15 protein-coding genes are annotated in these 18958 nt (G+C 59.1%); 5 read left to right on the top strand and 10 right to left on the bottom strand.

Annotated elements, in window-relative coordinates:
* Positions 1 to 61: 61 nt before the first annotated feature.
* Genes ffh through NW858_RS09755 form a run of 3 tightly spaced genes read left to right on the top strand, consistent with a single transcriptional unit; the run spans position 62 to position 3096 of the window.
* Positions 62 to 1519, top strand: a complete 1458-nt coding sequence (ffh, locus tag NW858_RS09765; protein ID WP_414333791.1) for a signal recognition particle protein — start codon at positions 62 to 64, stop codon at positions 1517 to 1519.
* A gap of 8 nt (positions 1520 to 1527) precedes the next feature.
* The gene (locus tag NW858_RS09760; RefSeq protein WP_414333789.1) at positions 1528 to 1986 is read left to right on the top strand and encodes a tRNA (cytidine(34)-2'-O)-methyltransferase; all 459 of its coding nucleotides are present in this window, start codon (positions 1528 to 1530) and stop codon (positions 1984 to 1986) included.
* A 48-nt stretch (positions 1987 to 2034) separates the two neighbouring features.
* Entirely contained in the window at positions 2035 to 3096 is a 1062-nt protein-coding gene (locus tag NW858_RS09755; protein ID WP_414520395.1) for a histidinol-phosphate transaminase, read from the top strand.
* A 13-nt stretch (positions 3097 to 3109) separates the two neighbouring features.
* Here the strand turns inward: NW858_RS09755 and NW858_RS09750 are convergent, their stop codons facing one another.
* On the bottom strand, positions 3110 to 7234 hold the full coding sequence (locus NW858_RS09750; protein ID WP_414520394.1) for a hypothetical protein: 4125 nt from the start codon (positions 7232 to 7234) through the stop codon (positions 3110 to 3112).
* 203 nt (positions 7235 to 7437) lie between these two features.
* Positions 7438 to 7656 (bottom strand): 2Fe-2S iron-sulfur cluster-binding protein, encoded by a 219-nt coding sequence (locus NW858_RS09745; protein WP_414368632.1) that lies wholly within the window; start codon positions 7654 to 7656, stop codon positions 7438 to 7440.
* A gap of 342 nt (positions 7657 to 7998) precedes the next feature.
* Between NW858_RS09745 and NW858_RS09740 the strand changes: the two genes are divergently transcribed.
* Positions 7999 to 8445 carry an Hsp20/alpha crystallin family protein gene (locus tag NW858_RS09740; protein ID WP_414333784.1) on the top strand — a complete coding sequence of 149 codons (447 nt, stop codon included), beginning with the start codon at positions 7999 to 8001 and terminating at the stop codon, positions 8443 to 8445.
* A gap of 41 nt (positions 8446 to 8486) precedes the next feature.
* On the opposite strand, the gene NW858_RS09735 is transcribed toward NW858_RS09740, so the two are convergent.
* The 5 genes from NW858_RS09735 to NW858_RS09715 all read right to left on the bottom strand — a co-directional run bounded on the left by NW858_RS09735 (position 8487) and on the right by NW858_RS09715 (position 14588).
* The gene (locus tag NW858_RS09735; RefSeq protein WP_414368258.1) at positions 8487 to 9269 is read right to left on the bottom strand and encodes an S-adenosyl-l-methionine hydroxide adenosyltransferase family protein; all 783 of its coding nucleotides are present in this window, start codon (positions 9267 to 9269) and stop codon (positions 8487 to 8489) included.
* A 30-nt stretch (positions 9270 to 9299) separates the two neighbouring features.
* Entirely contained in the window at positions 9300 to 9653 is a 354-nt protein-coding gene (locus tag NW858_RS09730; protein ID WP_414520393.1) for a hypothetical protein, read from the bottom strand.
* Between the two features lie 85 nt (positions 9654 to 9738).
* Entirely contained in the window at positions 9739 to 11847 is a 2109-nt protein-coding gene (locus NW858_RS09725) for a TIGR00300 family protein (protein ID WP_414520392.1), read from the bottom strand.
* Positions 11848 to 11917: 70 nt separating this feature from the next.
* On the bottom strand, positions 11918 to 12670 hold the full coding sequence (locus NW858_RS09720) for a response regulator transcription factor (protein ID WP_414333777.1): 753 nt from the start codon (positions 12668 to 12670) through the stop codon (positions 11918 to 11920).
* Between the two features lie 148 nt (positions 12671 to 12818).
* Entirely contained in the window at positions 12819 to 14588 is a 1770-nt protein-coding gene (locus NW858_RS09715) for a dipeptide ABC transporter ATP-binding protein (RefSeq protein WP_414347480.1), read from the bottom strand.
* A gap of 458 nt (positions 14589 to 15046) precedes the next feature.
* Here NW858_RS09715 and NW858_RS09710 point away from each other — a divergent pair, with 458 nt between their 5' ends.
* Complete coding sequence (locus NW858_RS09710) at positions 15047 to 15247, top strand: hypothetical protein (RefSeq protein ID WP_414333773.1); 201 nt, start codon at positions 15047 to 15049, stop codon at positions 15245 to 15247.
* 188 nt (positions 15248 to 15435) lie between these two features.
* Here the strand turns inward: NW858_RS09710 and NW858_RS09705 are convergent, their stop codons facing one another.
* The 3 genes from NW858_RS09705 to lpdA form a co-directional block, all read right to left on the bottom strand.
* Positions 15436 to 16080, bottom strand: a complete 645-nt coding sequence (locus tag NW858_RS09705) for a DUF305 domain-containing protein (protein WP_414333772.1) — start codon at positions 16078 to 16080, stop codon at positions 15436 to 15438.
* A 65-nt stretch (positions 16081 to 16145) separates the two neighbouring features.
* The gene (locus NW858_RS09700; RefSeq protein ID WP_414520391.1) at positions 16146 to 17453 is read right to left on the bottom strand and encodes a class I SAM-dependent methyltransferase; all 1308 of its coding nucleotides are present in this window, start codon (positions 17451 to 17453) and stop codon (positions 16146 to 16148) included.
* A gap of 99 nt (positions 17454 to 17552) precedes the next feature.
* On the bottom strand, positions 17553 to 18935 hold the full coding sequence (lpdA, locus tag NW858_RS09695) for a dihydrolipoyl dehydrogenase (RefSeq protein ID WP_414333768.1): 1383 nt from the start codon (positions 18933 to 18935) through the stop codon (positions 17553 to 17555).
* Between the last annotated feature and the right edge of the window lie 23 nt (positions 18936 to 18958).

The raw sequence follows: 18958 nt of genomic DNA, 5'->3' as shown, positions 1-18958 counted from the left end.
TGCCCCAACTGGACTATGGTAGGAAATGCCCCAGAAGCGCCTGACAGGATAAACAGCACCCATGTTTGATGCCCTCTCCGAGAAGTTGGAATTGGCCTGGAGAAAGCTGCGCGGCCAGGACAAAATCACCGAAACCAACATTCAGGAAGCTCTGCGGGAGGTGCGGCGCGCCCTTCTGGATGCGGATGTCAATCTGCAGGTGGTGAAGCAGTTTATCGAGGATGTGCGGGAAGCTGCCCTGGGCTCCGAGGTGATCCTGGGGGTGACGCCGGATCAGCAGTTCATCAAGATCGTCCATGACGAGCTGGTCAAGGTGATGGGAGAGGCCAACGTGCCCATCGCCCAAGCGGAGCAGCCCCCCACCATTGTGCTCATGGCCGGCCTGCAGGGATCCGGCAAAACCACCACCTGCGCCAAGCTGGCTTTGTATTTGCGCAAGCAGGGCAAAAAGTCCCTCCTGGTGGCCGGGGATATCTACCGTCCGGCGGCTATCGATCAGCTCAAAACTCTGGGCCAGCAAATTCAGATCCCCGTTTTCGATCTGGGCAAGACGGATCCCGTGGAGATCGCCCGGCAGGGGGTAGCAGCCGCGCGGGAACAGGGCTACGACTATGTAATTTTAGATACTGCCGGTCGCCTGCAGATCGACCTGGAGATGATGGCCGAGCTGGAGCGGATTAAGGCGGCGGTGCAGCCGCACGAGATCTTGCTGGTGGTGGACGCCATGATCGGCCAAGAGGCGGCCAGCCTTACCCAAGCCTTCCATGAGCGCCTGGGCATCACCGGCGCCATCCTCACCAAGCTGGATGGGGATACTCGTGGCGGGGCGGCCCTCTCCATTCGCCAAGTTTCCGGCCAGCCGATCAAGTTCGTCGGTGTCGGCGAAAAAGTGGAAGCGCTGGATCCCTTTTACCCAGATCGCATGGCCTCGCGCATTTTGGGTATGGGGGATATCCTCAGCTTGGTGGAAAAAGCCCAAGAAGAGATCGACCTGGGCGATGCCGCCAGCATGGCGGAGAAGATGATGACCGCCCAGTTTGATTTCACCGATTTCCTCAAGCAGATGCGCCTGATCAAACGCATGGGATCCCTGGCGGGGCTGTTGCGGCTGATGCCGGGGATGGGCAAAATCAGCGAGGAACAATTGCAAAAGGGGCAAGACCAACTGGCCCGCGCCGAGGCCATGATCAACTCCATGACGCCCGAAGAGCGCCGCAATCCCGACTTGTTGGCCCGCAGTGTCAGCCGCAAACGACGGGTGGCCCGTGGATCTGGCCATAAGCTGGAGGATGTCAGCCGACTGGTGAGCGATTTCCAGCGCATGCGCGACATGATGCGCAACATGGGCATGGGCGGTGGTTTTCCCGGGTGGGGGGGCGGGCGCACCCCTCTTCCCGGCGGGGATCCCAGTTGGCGCGGACGTTCGACAGCCCCTCCTGCCCGGCCACAGCCCAGCCGCAAACCGGGCAAAGGTGGAGGCAAAAAAGGGGGCAGTAACCGCGGCTTTGGGGGCAAGTAAAATAAGACATGCCCTTCCACGTTGTTTTGGTTGCCCCAGAGATCCCGGCCAACACGGGAAACATCGCCCGCACCTGTGCAGCCACCGATACCCCTCTCCATCTGGTAGATCCTTTGGGGTTTCGCCTCTCGGATCGCTATCTCAAGCGGGCGGGGCTGGACTACTGGCAGCACGTCCAGCTCTATCGCTACCCCTCCTGGTCGGCTTTGCTGCAGGCCCATCCTGAGGCTCGTTTCTGGTGCTTTAGCGTGCGCGGCCAGGCCCTCTACACCGAGGTGTCCTATCAGCCGGGAGATTGGCTGGTGTTCGGCAGCGAAAGCCGGGGGTTGGATCCCGTGTTCTTGGAAACCTATCCCAGCGTGCGCATCCCGCTGCGGGGGCCGGTGCGCAGCCTCAACCTCAGCAATGCCGTGGCCATTGCCCTTTTTGAGGCATTACGTCAACAGGGATCCCTGACAAAGGCATGAGGGGTCGGGCCGATCCTGTTATGATCAGAGCTTCTCTCCGTCAGGAAGATGTGTGCTTTGCAGTATCTGCGTCCCGATTTGCTTCATCTCAAGCCCTACGACGCCGTGCCCACCCCGGCTGCCGACAAGCTGGACGCCAATGAGTTTCCCCTCGATTGGCCGGAAGGGTTCAAGCAAAAGCTCTCGCTGCTCTGGGAAAAAGGGATCCCGAGCAACCGCTACCCCGATGCCCAGCACCGGGGCCTCAAGCAGGCCATTGCCGCCTATGCCGGGGCCGATCCTGACCAAATCAGCCTGGGCAATGGGTCAGATGAACTGATCCGTTCGCTGCTCATCGCCACCTGTGTGGGCGGGCGGGGCGGCATTTTGGTTGCCGAGCCCACCTTCTCCATGTACGCCATCCTGGCCCAGAGCCTGGGGATCCCGGTGGTGCGGGTGCCGCGCCATGCCGAGACCTTTGCCCTGGATCTGGAGCGGTGTCAACAGGCCGTAGTGGAGCAGCGGGTGCGGGTGGTGTGTTTGGTGGATCCCAATTCGCCCACCGGCAACGGCCTGAGCACCGCCGAGTGGGAGTGGGTGGAAGGGTTGCCCGCCGAGATTTTGGTGATCCTCGATGAGGCCTATTTCGAGTTCAGCCAACACACGGCCCTGCCCAAGCTGGCGGAGCACCCCAACTGGGTTATCTTGCGCACCTTCTCCAAAGCCTTTCGCCTGGCAGCTCACCGGGTGGGCTATGCCATCGGCCACCCGCAGCTCGTCCAGGTGCTGGATGCCATCCGCCTGCCCTACAATCTCTCGGCCATCTCCCAGTGGGCCGTTCAGATCGCCCTGGAACATGCCGAGGAGTTTTTGGCCGACCTACCCCTTATCCGTCAGGAGCGGGAAGCCCTCTACCAAGCCCTGCAGGAGCTGCCGGGGGTGCGGGTGTGGCCTAGCCAGGCCAATTTTCTCTACTTCCGGGTGGCAGGATGGGATCCCCAAGATTTACAACGGGCCTGGCAAGAGCTGGGAACTTGCGTGCGCTGTACCGGCGGCGGGCTGCGCCTGACGGTGGGCACCCCCGCAGAAAACCAACGCGCCCTGGAGCGCCTGCGGCAGCTCTTGCCATAGCTCTAACCTGCCTCTAGAGCCGGGGTGGATCTATGGACAAGAAGCGCTGGATCCAGCTTTGCACCTGCTGCAATTGTCGTTCGTCCAGTTGCTCCAGCGCTTGGGCAATTTCCGCTCTGAGTCGTCTCTGGGCGTCGGTTTGAGCCTGCTGCAGCAGCCAACTTTGAACAGGGCTGGGGTACTCAAGAAAGTCATAGGCCCAGGGATCCCGTTCCTCCAGCTCAGGCTCTGCCTGGGGCAGTTGCTCACGCCAGCGCTCTTGAGCGCGGCTAAACTCCTCCGCCAAAAGATCGGTCGGTCGCCCCTCCGCCTGCAGAGAATCTCGATACTTCTTGTGAACCAGAAGCCAGCGCTGCCGAATCTGAGAGCGTTGCCATCTTGGGATTCTACCGATTCTGCCTTCGGTGAAGCGCTCATAAAACCTGAGCGCGTCTCGGTAGCGGCCCAGTCGCTCGTAGGCCAGGCCCACCTCCAGCGGCTGCAGCCACCAAGCGTGCTCCCCGCGCACACTGCTTACCACTTCCTGAAGAAAATCTCGCAGCCCAGGGGATTTCCGCCTCAGCTCTTCCCAGTTGGTCTGGAGATCTCGAGCCATACAGGCCACCAGCTCGTAATCGTGTCCCCGCTGCCACGCCTGCGGGTGGGCCTGTACCGCTTTCCAGAGCTTCTCCCACTGGCGGCGCCGGATCAGGACTCGCAGCAGCAGCGGCCACTCTTTCAAGCGTTCCAGGCTGAGGATGACATCGTCGATGTACTCCTCCCACTCGCCCGCGAGGGGACGTCCCGCCTCCTGCCATTTGCTCACCACTGCTGCGTCCTGCCGGTCTTTGGATAGCCACCTCACCTTGCCGGGAAAAGGTTCCAGTTGGATCTTGGCCCGGTAGTAGCGGGAATGCTCCGTTTGGCCACCTTGATCCCAAATGGCAACTGCCTCTTTAAATTGCCCTTGCTGAAAATGACAGGTGCCCCAAATCCGGTAATACCGATCCGCAGACGGCTGCCGCTGGCCGAGAAAGGCCAAGTTTCCCCCCAAAGCCGCGAGCGTCTCTTGCAAAAACCGGCTGCGGGCCTCCACCTCAGGACAAAACGTTTGCAAATTGTCCAGGACTTCTTGGAGTTCCGCCAAAAACTTCTCCACACAGGCTTTCCAAGTGGGATCTGTTCGCGTAAGCGGGACGGAGTCGTTGTTCTTGGGGATGACTTCAGTGCTCAGCCAATCTCGCACCCGCACCAGTTGTCGGAAGCGCTCCACAGGCTTGGCAGAGGTTTTTTGAGTCACCACCATCCAATCCACCAGAGGACTGTAGTCTGGGATCCCAGGGCACCCGGCAAAGTGGGTGGCAGTGTGCTGCTGCAGCTCCGACCAAGCCCTTGCTCTCCAGAAGCACTCCCAGGCTTCTCGTTTGAGATTTTTACCGGGCAGAGCCGACTTCTCCAAGCTCAGGAACTGTTGTCCTGCTGAAAGATATTCCTTCCGGAGCTTGAAGATCCAAGCCCGACATTCTTGCTCTAATTGCGGGTTATCTGCTTTCTGCACCAGAGTTTGAACATCCTCAAGCAGCGAAAGGTTACCTTCTTCTACGCCGCGCCCAAGTAGCTCAAGAGCCGACTCCAGCAAATCTTTCAGGCTGGTATTTGTCCAGTATTGGATATTCATGGCTTTGACGGGGCAGCCCAGCAGTGGCGGATCAGTGTTCCATTTTGACCAATCCTCTTCCAGAGAAGGATGATCGAGCCAAAAGTTAAGTTCTAAGCTCGGGTTCCAGAATTCCCGCCAACCAGCAGAAGTGTCCACAATAGCCAAAGCCTGAGTGGGGCGGGTAATACCAACATACAATTGGTTGAGAAAGTACTGTAAGCCCAGTTCTCCTCTGCCTCTCCGGGTGTAATGTTTAAGGTTTTGATCGAATTTCTGCCGGTAGTAGTCTCCAAATTTGTAGAGAATAACTTTTTTGAACTCCATTCCCTTGACGGCTGTAACAGTTTGTAGAAGAGGTGGTTTGAGATTCTGCTCTAACTCCTCGGCATAGACTTTTTGAAGTTCGGGATCCCGCCTCACATAGTTTAGCTCATCCCCTGTAGAACAGGGTAAGACACAAACTGTTCCTGTGAGGTCGCTAAGCATATTTCTCAATTCACTTTCAATTAAATTTTTTTCCTGGCCATCCAGCACAAATTGTTGAACTGGTATACCTTGCTCTTGAGAACGCCAGGGCTGCTGGGGATAGATTTCTCGATTGCCGCTGAGGACCCGCCGCCATAGATTGACCACATTGCTAAAACGAGTAATTTGGGGGTTGCTACGATAGTTATTTTTCAGCTCTTGGGGATCCTCGATCCTAAAGGGATGGGTTGGCAATAGGTAGGCGCGGATATGCTCGTAGAGATATTTTTTCAGGGCAGCCCAACGAAATCCTGTTGGGTTAATGGTTTGTAAGGGATCCCCGGCAAAGGCGTAGGGCAGGCGCTCAACGGCCCAATCTAACTTGTATTTCCCCCAAGGGGATAAACAGAAAATAATATTCAGCTCAAGTTGGGTAAAGTCCTGAACCTCATCGCAAAAGATGACCGGATGGATTGGGTTAAGCGTGCCATTTTGCAACACATCTCTAGCTAAGTCTTGATCATCCCAGTAGCCCTCGCGAGTGATGCGTTCCTGATAGCTTGGCCAAATCCCTTTGTAAATCTGCTCAAAGGATCTTTCATCCACACTGCGGTCGGCCTCGGGCACTTCCCGATAGCCATCGGGATCCAAGTAATCGCTTACCTCATAGCCTTTGATCAGGGTGCGAATGGTGTGCCAAGCCAACTCTAGATCCACATCATGGCGACAGCGATACCAGTTCTGAAATCGATAAAAATTGATATACTGATCCGGTTGGTAGCGTTCCTGTCGCTCAGGGGGAAGGCAGCTCAACAGGTAATCCTGAAAAGTCCTAAAAAAAGCTCGACACTGCCGAATTTCTTCGGCTGAAAAGCTATAGCCCTCCTCACGATAGCGATGGCTAATGCGCAAAATTGTGCTCACCCTGTCGCGAGCTTGCTGCACCAAACTGGCGCTATAGGTCAAAAAGAGAGGGTGGTAGGGAGAAGTTCCCTGCCTTGAAGTTTTGAGGTAGTGGCTACAATAGTCGGCAAAGCGATAGTACAACATCAAAGACTTGCCGCTGCCGGCTCGCCCGTTGATCAGCAGGGGCATAGATGTGCTTTGCAGGATTTCTTCCTCCTCCATGGACAAAGCCAGGTTTCCCTCTGTGCTCTCCTGCATTTCCAGCCAAAGGGTCTCATCCGCCACGATGTAGTCCGGGTAGGCGCGACGGGCGTACCGCTTCCATACCTCCAACGGTTGTGGGTGCTGGAGAATATCCGGCTGCTTGGCCCCCATCCCAAAGAGGCAGGTTCGACCTCCCAGCTCAAACCGTTCTTTTTGCTCTGGGCTATGGTCGTAAACCCCGACGAGAAATGGAAAGAAGACCCCTTGCTGCTCGCACAGCCGCACCAGGCTGAGGACCAGATGCAGGGATCCCTCTTGCCAGCATTTAACCTCTGCCCCTGGATAAAAGCTGGGGAGCTGGCGGTAGATCTCGCCTGTCTCATTGGCAACAAACTCGGCCACCGCCCGATAAACCTGGCGCCGCTGCTCTGGAGAAAGGGCTTGCACTTGCCACACCCATTCCCCACTTTCCAAGACCAGCCGCTCCTGCCGATTGGGAGCATTCAAAAACTGTGTCCATTCATACAGCTCATCGGGCAAAGGAGGAAGCCGGTTTTGTCCATTTTCCTCTTGTAATTTTTTACACCGCCTTTCTGCCAGCCAATCCTGCAACTGGCCGTCAGGAGCCCAGTTTCTCACCCGCTCTTGATAGTCGCGAGCCTCCCGCCGATCTAAAAATTCCTGGTACTCATGGCTACCTCTTGGCCAGAGGCCAAACAAGACCAAAACCGACTCCTCTCCCAGATGGCGCAGCTCGCCCACCAAGCGAATGTTGTCGCGCAGGTTGCGCTTCCAGTAAGGATAACGAACGTCGAACAACTGGCTCAAAAGCGTGCGATCCCCCTGCTCCAGCCGTTCTATCAATACCTTCAGATCATATTGAGCGCCCTCTTCCAGAACTTCTCTTGTGCAGTAGACGTACATGGGATCTCGCCAGGTATACCTGATAACTATCCTAGTGCCGGTCAAGCATTGGGAATGATCCGTATGCCAAAAGTCTTAATTTTTTTGCGCTCCGCTTATCGCCCATAAAAATCTATGAATCAATCAGGTTATCTTGATTTAAGTTTTTGTGAAACTATTTGCAATTCTGATTGAGCTAGGAGCTAGGTTGGCGCTCCGCGCCGCTAGCGCGAACGGGCTGAGGTGCCATATTGCTCCGCAACGCTTAAGCAAATGCTGGATTGGATCCCTTGAATGCTCTCCAAAATCGCTTGATAGCCCGTGCAGCGGCAAAGGTTGCCCCGCAATTGATCCCACAATTCTGCCTCCTTGGGTGTCAGCGTTGCGGAGCCAGCAGGGATCCCTTGCTCCCAAAGCCAGCGGGCAGTCAGGAGGGCGTGCAAAAGCCGCACTGAAATCGGATGGGGATGGGAGCAGGATCCATGACGGTCCTCTTTTTTGACTCACCTCTACCTCATCTGTTTTGACCAAGATGCTTTACATGGACAATGGATGGTTCCGTTGCTTCTCATGCCGCTTTTCCATGAGGTGAGGGGATCCTGTCTCTCGCAGATCGGTTTGCCCGCCCTCGTTCAAATGGCTTTCTTGGATGATTGGAGCAGGATTGGCTTTGGATCCCATTGGATGGCGGCTTTTCCAGGTGGGGGGTTCATCGAGCGGCGGGATCCGAAGCGCTGTTCCTGTTGGGTTGTCTATCTATCTACCCTGTTACGCAAGGAGGGGCTATGGCATTGGTTTACTTTGCACCGGTGCTCGACGTGCGGCTGCAACCAAGGCAGCAGAGCTCGAGAGAGCGACCTCGCCCAGTCTTCCCTACACCGCTGCAGGTTTGGGAGAGCGGCGAGGCCTACACCGTCCAGTTGTGGGCGCCCGGCGCCGATCGAGAGCGTTTCCACATTGAGGCCACAGCCCAGCAGCTTTCCATCAGCGGCGAGCTCCAGGTTCATGGCCCTGAAGGTGCCGAATTGCTCTATCAAGAGGTAGAAGCGCAACCTTTTCAACGCACCCTCAAACTGAGCAAAACTATTCAGCCGGAAAAAGTCTCGGCTACCTACCGCGACGGCATTCTCACCCTCACCCTGCCCAAGGCCGATGCCGCGCGGGTGGTCAAAGTTCAAGTGGGCACTTCAACCCCCTCGGAAGCGGTGACGGTGGAAAGCCAACCTGCCTAGTCTCCCCTCTCCCTCTGGGAGAGGGGTCGGGGGTGAGGGAGCTAGCCATTCCACTGCAGGCGCACCTCATCCCCTACTTTGAAATCGAGGCTGCGGCTGGCGTTGCCCCCATTTTGCACGATCTCCACCCAGCCGGAGCTGCCCACCAGGGCCAGCAGCTCCCCTTGCCTTCCCTCGGCGAAGGTGGCCGCGGAGCGGACAGGGATCCCTTTGATCCAGGCGCTCCAGCTTCGACCTTCCACCCAGTGGCCGGGCAGGTTGGTGATGCCGTTGCCGAAGTGGTCGATGGCTTGGATGAGGCCGCGCCAGCCGTTGGGCTCCTCCTGAGGCTGGGGCCAATTCCAGGGAGTTAGCTCCGCCACATCGAAGGGATCTCCCAGCTCCAGAAGCGGGATCCCGTTGGCCAGGTGGGCGGCCACGGGGGCAAAAATATCCCGCCCGTGAAAGGTGCGGCTGGGGGAAAGGGTGCGCCAATAGCGGGGCCGGTTGAGTTCCACAGCAGCCAGAGGTGGAGATTGCTCCAAAACGCCGCTGAAGAGGCCGTTGTCGGGGCCGACCAAATAGCCCTCTTGAGTTTGGATGGCCACCGCCCGGCGATGGCTCCCCACCCCCGGATCCACCACCGCCAGGTGAATGGTTCCAGAAGGCAAATGGGGATAGGCGGTCATCAGGGCAAAGCGGGCTGCCGCCACATCCTGGGGCGGGATCCCGTGGCTGAGGTCGATCAGTTGGGCTTGGGGAGCGATCCCCCAGATCACCCCTTTCAGGATGCCCACATAGGGATCCTGCAGGCCAAAATCCGTCAGCAGGCTAATGAAAGGCATACTTTAAAGATCTCGAGCGCTGACCTCTTCCTACAATCGACGCGCCTGATCCAGAGCGTCAAAGTACAACAGAGCAAACACCAACAGCGTCCACACGCCAGCCACCAGGATCCCCACTCCCCACACCCAGGATCCCAAAGAACGCAGCGGCAACATCGCCAAGTATCCCCAAAAGAATCCCAGAGGATAGAGAACACTCAGCACTATCGTGAGAAACAGGCCCCCCAGTCCCAACCCCTCGGCAAAGGCGTGTCCAAACCAGGCTTTGAACAGGTTGGAATAAAAGTTGGTCAGCCAAAACCCCGGAAAGAATAGAGGAATACAAGCCGCTACAGAGGCCAACAATACCCACCACCAAGCTCCAGCATCCGGAGGCAGCGGCATAGGGTCTCCTCATTGAAATTAACCAAGGCCAATTGAAACTTCGGCAAAGACACCTACAGGGTAGCAGCCATTGGGGATGGGGTGGCTAGCGGGCGGCAAGGGCGGGTTCTGGTCGCTTGTACACCTGTCCCAGACGGGCCAACTGCTGCACCAGCAGGCTCAAGAACAGGCCAACATCGGTGACGATCCCCACCGACTCCAGGGATCCCCGATCCGCCAGCTTGGTCACCACCGCCGGGTTGATGTCCACACAGATCAACTTGACCCCGGCAGGCGTCATGTTCCCGGCCCCGATCGAGTGCAACATGCTGGAGAGCATCAGCACCATGTCGGCCCCCTGTAGCAGCCGTGCGTAATCCTCTTGGGCCTTGATCAGATCCATCTCCGTATCCGGCAGCGGCCCATCGTCGCGGATGGATCCGGCCAGCGAGAAAGGCACCTGGGCGCGAATGCACTCGTAGAACACCCCGCCGGTAATCACGCCCGCTTCCACGGCGGCCCGAATGCTGCCGTACTTGCGGATGAGGTTAATGGTTTTGAGGTGATGCTTATGGCCGCCCTTGACCGGGGTGCCCCGCGACAGATCCACCCCCAGCGAGGTGCCGTAGAGATTTTGCTCCAGGTCGTGAACGGCAATGGCATTGCCCCCCAACAGGGCCTGTACATAGCCCTCGCGGATGAGGGTAGCCAAATGGGAGCCGCCGCCGGTGTGAATGACCACCGGCCCTGCCACCACCACCGTTTTGCCGCCCCGCTCTTTGATCTGCCGCAGCTCCCAGGCGATCTGCTCCACCAGGAGCTCCACCCGCCGCTCGCTGGAGACCCCCGATCCCATAAAGGTAAACTCCTGGGAAGAGCGCTCTTTGCTGGCCTGGCGCACGGTGCGGATCCCTTCCACCCCGCAGACCACCGCATCCCCCACCTGCAGATCGCGAATCAGAGTGCAATAGGCTGTGGATCCCTTGACCACGATCACCCCATCCATGCGCTGCCGCTGCACCGGGATCCACTGGCCAGCCACCCGCACCTGTGTCGGGTAGATGGTGGTGACATAAAAATCGTCGGGAGCCACCCCCGCCTTCTCCACCCGTTCCAGGCGGGCATCTTGCAAGGTCTCGTCCGACAGGCGCGCCCCCCGCTCGATCAAGGCGCTGAGAATGGTATCCAGCGCCTCCTCGGTGGGAGCCGAAACGGCCAGCTCTACTCTGGAAGTGCTCTGCCGCTTTTCCCCAAGCTGAAACTTGAGGATCTGGAAGCTGCCGCCATTGTCCACAATGCAATCGACGGCGCGGGTGAGCAGGTCGCTGTCCACCAAGTGTCCCTCCAGGGTCACCGTCCGGCTGAGCACCGTGGCTACCGGCTCGCTTTGCGGAGCCACCGTCTCGTCCAGGCGCAGCGTCAGACACTTGGCCGCCCCGCCAGCCTTGAGGAACTCCGTCAGCTCCGTCTGCACTACCGTAAAGCCCCGCTCCTGCAGCGTGGCTTCCAGCTCTGGGCTGACCCAGTTCACCAGAATCGTGCCGTTCACATCCACGGCGTTGCAGACAAAGTGAACGGCATCCGCTTCCTGAACCGGGATCCGCTTTTCGGGGGGCACCCGCATCTCGATCAGGCGGTTGGAATAGGCATCGAAGGCCGGCGGGTAGTAGAGCAAATAGCCCTCGGAGAGAGGGCAAAAGCAGGTGTCCAGATGGTAAAACCGCTCGTCCACCAGCCGCAAAGACAACACCTCGATCCCCAGCCACTTGGCCAGGTAAGGATGGGACTCCAGCATGGAGCGAAAGCCATAGCCCGCCCACAGCCAGCGCCCTGCCCGATCCAGCAGAGCATCTCCCGCCCCCTCAAAAGCCAGGGCCGGCGGCAGCTCATGGACGGTGTAGCCCTGTTCCTCAAACCAGGCCTTGAAATAGGGCTGTTCCCCCTGCCGCTCCGGGTGATAAAAACGGCTCAGCACCACCGTGGATCCGAGGATGAGCCCAGCATTCGCCGTAAAGACCATATCCGGCCATCCTGGCACCGGCTGGATCAGTTTCACCTCCGCCCACTGCGAGAGATGCCGATAGAGAGCCTGCCACTGCTGCAGCGCCCGTTCTCGCGAAGAGCGGTGGACATTTCCCACCATCCAGGGATTGATCACGTAGTCCACCTCGTAATGGTCGGGTGGGCACATCAGATACTGAATTGCACCAGACATAAACCTCAGACCGCAATCCGCAGCAGGGCATCCCCTAGATTAGCAGTTGTGTGAGCAACATCCTCAAGCATTACTTGAGGGACTCTTTCGCCAGTTCTGGCTGCGGTGGGCCGGGATCGGCGATGTTGGGCAGCTCCAGACAGTAGCCCGCCCCATAGACGGTCTTGATGTACTGGGGGTGGCGCGGATCCGGCTCCAGCTTGGTGCGCAGGTGGCGGATATGGACGCGAATGGTCTCGATGTCGTCGTCAGGCTCGTAGCCCCACACCTCCTGCAGGATTTCGCTGGGGGAAACCGTCTGGCCATGTCGCTGCATCAGGCAGTGGAGCAGATCAAACTCCAGGTGGGTGAGCTTGATGGTTTTGCCGAACCACAGCGCCTCAAACCGCTCCGGCACCAGCGTGAGAGGGCCATAGGTGAGGATCTCGCCGTGCTTGGCCGCCTGTGGGATCCGATCCGAGCGACGCAACAGGGCCCGCACCCGCACCAGCAGCTCCTGCACCTCAAAAGGCTTGGTTAGGTAGTCGTCGGCACCGGCATTGAAGCCTTCGATCTTATCTTGGGTTTGGCCAAGGGCGGTGAGCATCAGGATCGGGATCTCGCTGGTGCGCTCCTCCCGCCGCAAGCGCTGGCAAACCGTCAGGCCATCCACCTGGGGCAGCATCAGGTCGAGAATGATGAGATCCGGGAGAACCTGCAGAGCCAGTGCTTGTCCGCGTACCCCATCGGTGGCCTTCACGACCTCGTAGCCCGCCAACTCCAGATTGATACGCAGAATATCCAGAATCGAAGGGTCGTCCTCAATGATGAGTATGCGAGCCATAGCCGGTTGCAGCCCACACTGCGGATAAAACGTTTTGTTAAATCAGCTAACAAGGAGTCCAAAGCTTTACGACTCAAAGTTTACTTAATTCTAGCCTCATTGCAAATCTGGCCGGGAGGTGCGTGGGTGCGGCTCCAGGGGAAACCCTTCATCCGGCTTGGCGGGCACCACGCTTTTTCGGATCCCCTTTGGGAATGGCGGCGATAAGGCGGCGGGTGTAGTCCTGCTGCGGCTGCCGGTAGATCTGGAAAGCAGGGCCGATTTCTTCGATGCGGCCTCGGTTCATGACCAGGATGCGGTCGCTCATGAACTTGACCACACTCAAGTCGTGGGAGATGAACAGGTAGGTCAGCCCCAGTTCCTCCTGCAGATCCTTGAGCAAGTTCAGCACCTGGGCCTGCACGGAGACATCCAGGGAAGACACCGCTTCATCGCAGACAACCAGGCGCGGCTCTGAGGCCAGGGCGCGGGCAATACAGATCCGCTGCCGCTGTCCTCCCGAAAATTGGTGGGGCAGCCGATCCAGCGCCTCGGGATCCAACCCAACTCGTTCAAACAGGCGTTGGGCTCGTGCCCGGCGCTCGGCGGCGTTTCTCCCAATCCCGTGCAGCGCCATCGGCTCCATGACGCTGGCTCCCACACTCATGCGCGGGTCCAAGGCAGCCGCCGGATCCTGAAAGATAAGCTGAATCTCGCGGCGGCGGCGGCGTAAGCGTTGAGGCGGCAGGCGGAGCCAATCCTCCCCGTTGTAGATTACCTGGCCGGAGCTGGCGCGGATCAGGCGCAGCAGGGTTCGCCCCAGGGTGGTTTTGCCGCAGCCGGACTCTCCCACCACCCCCAGGGTTTCCCCCGGATACAGGTCGAAGCTGATCCCGTCCACAGCCCGGATCTCGCCCACCTGGCGGCCCAATGGCCCGCGACGGACGGCATAGTGGGTGCGCAGATCCCGCACCTGCAACAGAGGGGGCTGGCTGCCTATCCGGCGCAGCCGTTCTTCCTCTTCGGCGGCTGGGATCTCCAGTTGCTGCCACCGCTCCTCGAGGGATCCCCCCTTCTCCTGAAAATCCTGGACGGTGGGCAGTCGCCGCAACCGCCGCTCCAACACCGGGCGGCAGGCCAGCAGGCCGCGGGTGTAGGGGTGCTGGGGATTGCCAAAGATCTGCTCCACCGATCCTTGTTCCACAGCTTGGCCGCGGCACATCACCACCACCTGATCTGCCAATTCCGCCACCAAATTGAGGTCGTGGGTGATGAAGAGGATCGCCATCTGCCGCTGCTGTTGCAGATCCCGGAGCAGGCGCAAGATCTCGGCTTGTACCGTTACATCCAGAGCGGTGGTCGGCTCATCGGCAATCAACAGTTTGGGGTTGGAGGCGATGGCACAGGCAATAGCCGCCCGTTGGATTTGGCCGCCAGAGAGCTGATGGGGGTAGCGCTCCAGCATCTGGGGAGAAAGCTGCACCTCCTCAAACAGGCGGATGGCTTGGGCGCGGATCTCCGTCGGGGTTAGGGAGGTGTTGGCCCGCAGGGTTTCCTGCAATTGCTGGCCACAGGTGTAGAGGGGGTTGAGGGCGGTGCTCGGCTCTTGGAAGATCATGGCGATCTGGGCTCCGCGGTAGCGCCGCCGTTCCTGGGGATCCAACCGCAGCCAGTCCACCGTGCCGTTGGGGCCCCTGAAGAGGATTTTGCCTTCCACCCGGGCCGAGCTGGGCAACAGATCGATCAGCGTCAGGGCAGTCATGGTTTTGCCGGATCCCGACTCCCCCACCAGGCCCAAAGTCTGGCCGATCCCTATCCGAAAAGACAGCCCATCCACCACCTCTGTCCTGCCAAGACCAACCGGGCGGCTGGGCAAGAAAACCCGTAGCCCTTGTACAGTCAACAGGGCAGCCTCGGCAACAAGAGCAGCATCAGCCATGGCGACTATGGCAATAGGAGGATTGGCAGGATTATAGACCACTGACCCCGGCTGCCCAAGTTCTCTCCAGTTCCCAAGGGGAGGTTGAGGGCTTTGGGGTTTGCAGCAGGCTTGCCTTTTAAGAACTCAAATGAGAGATTTCAGCAGGTGTCCAGGAAGTGTCGATAATATAGAGAGATTATAGAGAGATATAGATATATAGGTTAGATTGTGAGGCACAAGCTGCCCTCATCGCTAGACACGCTTATCGGAGAAGATCCTGAGAAGCTCGTAGATTTAGACAGCACCCATAGCCAAACTCGGTAAAACTACCATTGGCGATTTCCCCGAAAGCTTTGCATGGATCACCCCGGATTTTGATCGTCAAAATACGTGATCCTCGCGATGGCTATCCAAGGGCACTTCCGGCATTCTATAGGCTAGGTTTATAAATTCTGACTTCAGATGGCGAGGTTAAGATGAGCATTCCCGAGATCCTCGATGAAGTTTTAAAATCCTCGATTCTAACTCCACAGCAGGAGTCCAGCATTAACCAAATCCTCTGGGAAAGAAGCTATGATCCATCCGACCTAGAAGCTCTGGACGAGCTGGTTGAAGCCATTCTGCGCCAAGAGGTGAAGGCTACTTCCGATCCTTGTAAAAAGCCCGGCCTTGATTGAAGACAGTGCCCAGATCGGGTCTAGAACTTGCCCTGTAGTTTAGTGGGGGGCGGAAGAGCCCTCAAGAGAGCCGTCTCCGCCCCCCGCATGGTGACGAGCTTGAACCCCTTGAGAGGGTGCCCCCGTCCTGTCCAGCCTTCTGGGATAGATCTACGGATGGGGCAGGGATCCCTGTAGCTAGCCCTACCCTACTGCGGATACCACTGCTTTTGCCAAGCGCGCATCTGCTGGATCTCCGTCTGCTGGGTAACCGCAATCGCCTCTGCCAGTTGACGGATCTCGGGGCGCTTGGATTTCTTCAGTGCCTCTCCGGCCATGCTCAAAGCCCCCTCGTGGTGCTGGATCATCGCCTGCAGAAATCGCCGGTCAAACTCTCGGTCGGCGGATCCCAGGTCTGTATCCATGCGCATGTGGGAGATCATTTCTGGGGTCATGGCCATCAGGTGCCCCATTTCCTCGTGCCACATCATGGGATCCTGTGGAGCTTGTGGGTACCAGCTCAGCCGCCACGCCCGCATTTGCTCGATTTCTTGGCTTTGGGCCGTCAAGATAGCCTCTGCCAATTGACGAATTTCCCGCCGCCGGGATTTTTGCAGGGCTTCTTCAGCCATGCTCACAGCTCCCTCATGATGGAGGATCATGGCGTCGAGGAAGCGCAGATCAAAGGATTCATCTGCAGGGCCGAGGCTCATCAGGTGAGCCATGGGGACAGAGGGATCCCTATTGGTGTCGTGGGAAGCGGCCTCTGTCCTCACCCCCCCGCCAACCCACGGAGTGCTGAGGACAAATGCGCCGGCAAGGAGCAGACCACGGGCAGTCTTGTTGAAGAGCATCGCTATTTCTTCCTGGCGACAACGGCCTTGTATTCTACAGCCTCTCCCCTACTCCCTTTGGGGAGTTAGGAAGCAACTCGGAGAACTAAGCGGTCGGCTTCCCACTGTTGAAACAGATGAAGGACGTGCTCGGCTCTCTCGGCGTGCTGATCCAAAATCTCGCTGCCGGAGCGGGCTTGGTTGGCCAGAGGCAGCAGCAGCTCCACCACCTGGTGGCGGCTGGAGGCGATCATCTTGCCAGGGATCCGAGCAATGGGCCAGAAGATGTCCATCTTTTGGGTCACAATCTGGGCCGGATCCACCTTGCCCAGCAGATCCGAAAGGGGGATCTTTTGATCCCAGTAGCGCACCTGGCCGTGCTGGAGAAAGAGGGGGTTAAGCTGCCAACGGGAGCTACGGAAAAACTCGGCTGTGAAGGGATCCCAGTTGGCCAACTTCTTACCCTGGTGGCAGCACCAAAAGAGATTTTGCGTGTGGTAGAGGGGCTCCAAGTACTCGATGACCCGCAGTTGGTCAATGCGGGCGAGGGCCTCGTAGCGGCGGTGGAACTCCGGGTGGGTGGCGGCAATTAAGGGCTTGGCATTCCAATAGTCCAAGTAGGGGGCAACATCGATAAACTCCAGACCCGCCTGGGCCAAAAGGTCGGGGATCTCGCCGATGTCAAAAGGAATGTCGTTGGCATGGAAGAAGTTATCGACGATGTTCTCATCTGGTAAGTAGTATTCCTCGTGGGCCTTGGCATGCCGGGCCAGCATGGAACTGGGATGGGCTGCCTTTAACAATTGCCGCACAAATTCGATCTTTTCCGGGGTGGCCGGCGGAGTAATCCCCAGCAGCTCCAGAGCGCGGCGAATGCGGTAGAGGTGCCAACGGCCGGAACGGTTGTAGAGCATCAGCGCCATTACCCCCTCGGGAGCTAGGCGCGAGGCCAAGTTTCTCAAAGCCTTGACCGGATCGGCGGTGTGGTGGATCACCCCATAGGAGCTGATCATGTCGAAGCTCCCCTCCGGCCAAGTGGAGGGATCCATCAGATCCCCGTAGTGCACCGAGCAGTTGCGCAGGCCGTGGTACTTGATCCGTTTTTGGGCGATCTCCAGGGCCGGGCGGCTGAGGTCGATCCCGACCACGGCGCCGTAGCCGGGGTTGCTGGCGGCAATGCCGTGCACCTCCCAGCCGGTGCCGCAGCCGGCCACCAAAAATCTGGCCCCGCTGGGCTTTTGCAAGGTGCGGGTGCGGGCGTATTGGGCCAGAATGTAGCTGCCCAGACTGGAAAAGCCCTCAAAGGGCCGGTCGTAGGGAACGGGCGGGTAGGGAAACGCCTCGTACTGGGCCTGCACCGCCTGGGTGATCTCCGCTTCGTTGGCCAAAGCCACGTCCTCCCACCTCTTCCCCCCTATCCTAAGAGTCTTTGTAGGTTTTTAGACCGGTTTTGGCCGTCAAGTCGGCCCGTGTCGGTCGGCAGCAGGGCACGGCTAGGCTGCGGTCAAACTGTGGGCAGCTCGCCGGTAGGCTTCCTCCAGCGTCTCTGCCAGGGTGGGGTGAACGTGCACCAGGCGGGCCAGCTCTTGCACCGTGGCGCGGCGGGCGATGGCCTGGGCCGCCTCGTGGATGAGATCCGCAGCATGCGGCCCAAAAATGTGGGATCCCAGCAAAAGCCCTGCCTCCTTATCGAAGACCAGCTTGACCATGCCCTCCGTCTCGCCAGAGGCGATGGCCTTGGAGTTGCCACCAAAGTAGGTGCGCACCGTGCCCACGCTGTAGCCCTCGGCTTTGGCCTGCGGCTCGGTTAGCCCCACAAAGCCCATCTCCGGGTGGGTGAACACCGCCGCCGGGATGCTCAGGTAATCCATGTAAGCAGGGCGGCCACAGATGTTTTCCACCGCCACCCGCCCCTGGGCCGCTGCCGCGTGGGCCAGCATCAGCTTGCCCGTCACATCACCAATGGCCCAGAGGTGGGGCAATTCGGTGGCCATGCGGCTATCTACGGGTACAAAGCCGCGCTTGTCCGTGATAACCCCCAGCTCCGCCAGGCCCAGCCCTTCTGAGACCGGGATCCGACCGGCGGCCACCAGGCAGCCATCCACCTGCAGTGTCTCGCCATTAGAGAGGTGGATCGTCACCGGCTGGCCAGGGATCACCTGCTTGGCCAGCACGCCCACATAGGTCTGGATTTGCCTGGGTTTGATCAGCACCCGCTGGGCCAGGCGGGCAATGTCGGGGTCAAAGGCCGGCATCAGGGTCTCCAGGGCCTCGATGAGAATGACCTGGGATCCCAGCGCCGTGTAGACGTCGGCAAACTCCTGGCCAATGTAGCCGCTGCCGATGATGGCCAGCCGCTCCGGGATCCACTCCAACCGCACCGCCTCGTCGCTGGTAAAGACCGTGCGGCCATCTACTTGGATCCCCGGCGGCACAAAGGGTCGGGAACCCGTGGCCAGAATCACATCCCGCGCCGTGTAGGTTCGAGATCCCTTCTCTTCCTGGACTTCAACCATTTGGGATCCCGCCAGCCTGCCCCGCCCTCGCAGGATTGTTACCCCCAGCTTCTCCAGGGAGCGAGTCATGTCGGCGCGGATCTTCTCCACCACCTGGGTGGCGTGATTGGCAATCGCCCCCCGGTCAGCCTGGACGGATCCCACTTGGATGCCCAGCCCAGCGCTGTGTTGCAGTTCCCGCAGGCGGCCGGAGGCGGCCAGCAGAGCCTTGGAGGGGATGCAGCCGCGGTTGATACAGGTGCCGCCCATTTCCGCACCTTCGACGATGGCGGTTTTGAGGCCGGATTCGACGGCATGCAGCGCTGCGCCGTGGCCGCCGACGCCGGCACCAATGATGATCAAGTCAAAATCGAAGCTCATGGCGAGACTTGGATAACCGGTGC

This window comes from Synechococcus sp. H55.10, from assembly GCF_047502715.1.
Taxonomy (GTDB): domain Bacteria; phylum Cyanobacteriota; class Cyanobacteriia; order Thermostichales; family Thermostichaceae; genus Thermostichus.
Note: the sequence above shows the minus strand (reverse complement) of the source record. Positions and strands in the feature narration are given on the sequence as shown.

Coding starts and splice junctions, on each gene's coding strand:
- lpdA (WP_414333768.1), bottom strand. CDS start 18,935: ATGAGCTTCGATTTTGACTTGATCATCATTGGTGCCGGCGTCGGCGGC.
- NW858_RS09760 (WP_414333789.1), top strand. CDS start 1,528: ATGCCCTTCCACGTTGTTTTGGTTGCCCCAGAGATCCCGGCCAACACG.
- ffh (WP_414333791.1), top strand. CDS start 62: ATGTTTGATGCCCTCTCCGAGAAGTTGGAATTGGCCTGGAGAAAGCTG.
- NW858_RS09705 (WP_414333772.1), bottom strand. CDS start 16,080: ATGCTCTTCAACAAGACTGCCCGTGGTCTGCTCCTTGCCGGCGCATTT.
- NW858_RS09755 (WP_414520395.1), top strand. CDS start 2,035: ATGTGTGCTTTGCAGTATCTGCGTCCCGATTTGCTTCATCTCAAGCCC.
- NW858_RS09725 (WP_414520392.1), bottom strand. CDS start 11,847: ATGTCTGGTGCAATTCAGTATCTGATGTGCCCACCCGACCATTACGAG.
- NW858_RS09735 (WP_414368258.1), bottom strand. CDS start 9,269: ATGCCTTTCATTAGCCTGCTGACGGATTTTGGCCTGCAGGATCCCTAT.
- NW858_RS09715 (WP_414347480.1), bottom strand. CDS start 14,588: ATGGCTGATGCTGCTCTTGTTGCCGAGGCTGCCCTGTTGACTGTACAA.
- NW858_RS09730 (WP_414520393.1), bottom strand. CDS start 9,653: ATGCCGCTGCCTCCGGATGCTGGAGCTTGGTGGTGGGTATTGTTGGCC.
- NW858_RS09710 (WP_414333773.1), top strand. CDS start 15,047: ATGAGCATTCCCGAGATCCTCGATGAAGTTTTAAAATCCTCGATTCTA.
- NW858_RS09720 (WP_414333777.1), bottom strand. CDS start 12,670: ATGGCTCGCATACTCATCATTGAGGACGACCCTTCGATTCTGGATATT.
- NW858_RS09750 (WP_414520394.1), bottom strand. CDS start 7,234: ATGTACGTCTACTGCACAAGAGAAGTTCTGGAAGAGGGCGCTCAATAT.
- NW858_RS09740 (WP_414333784.1), top strand. CDS start 7,999: ATGGCATTGGTTTACTTTGCACCGGTGCTCGACGTGCGGCTGCAACCA.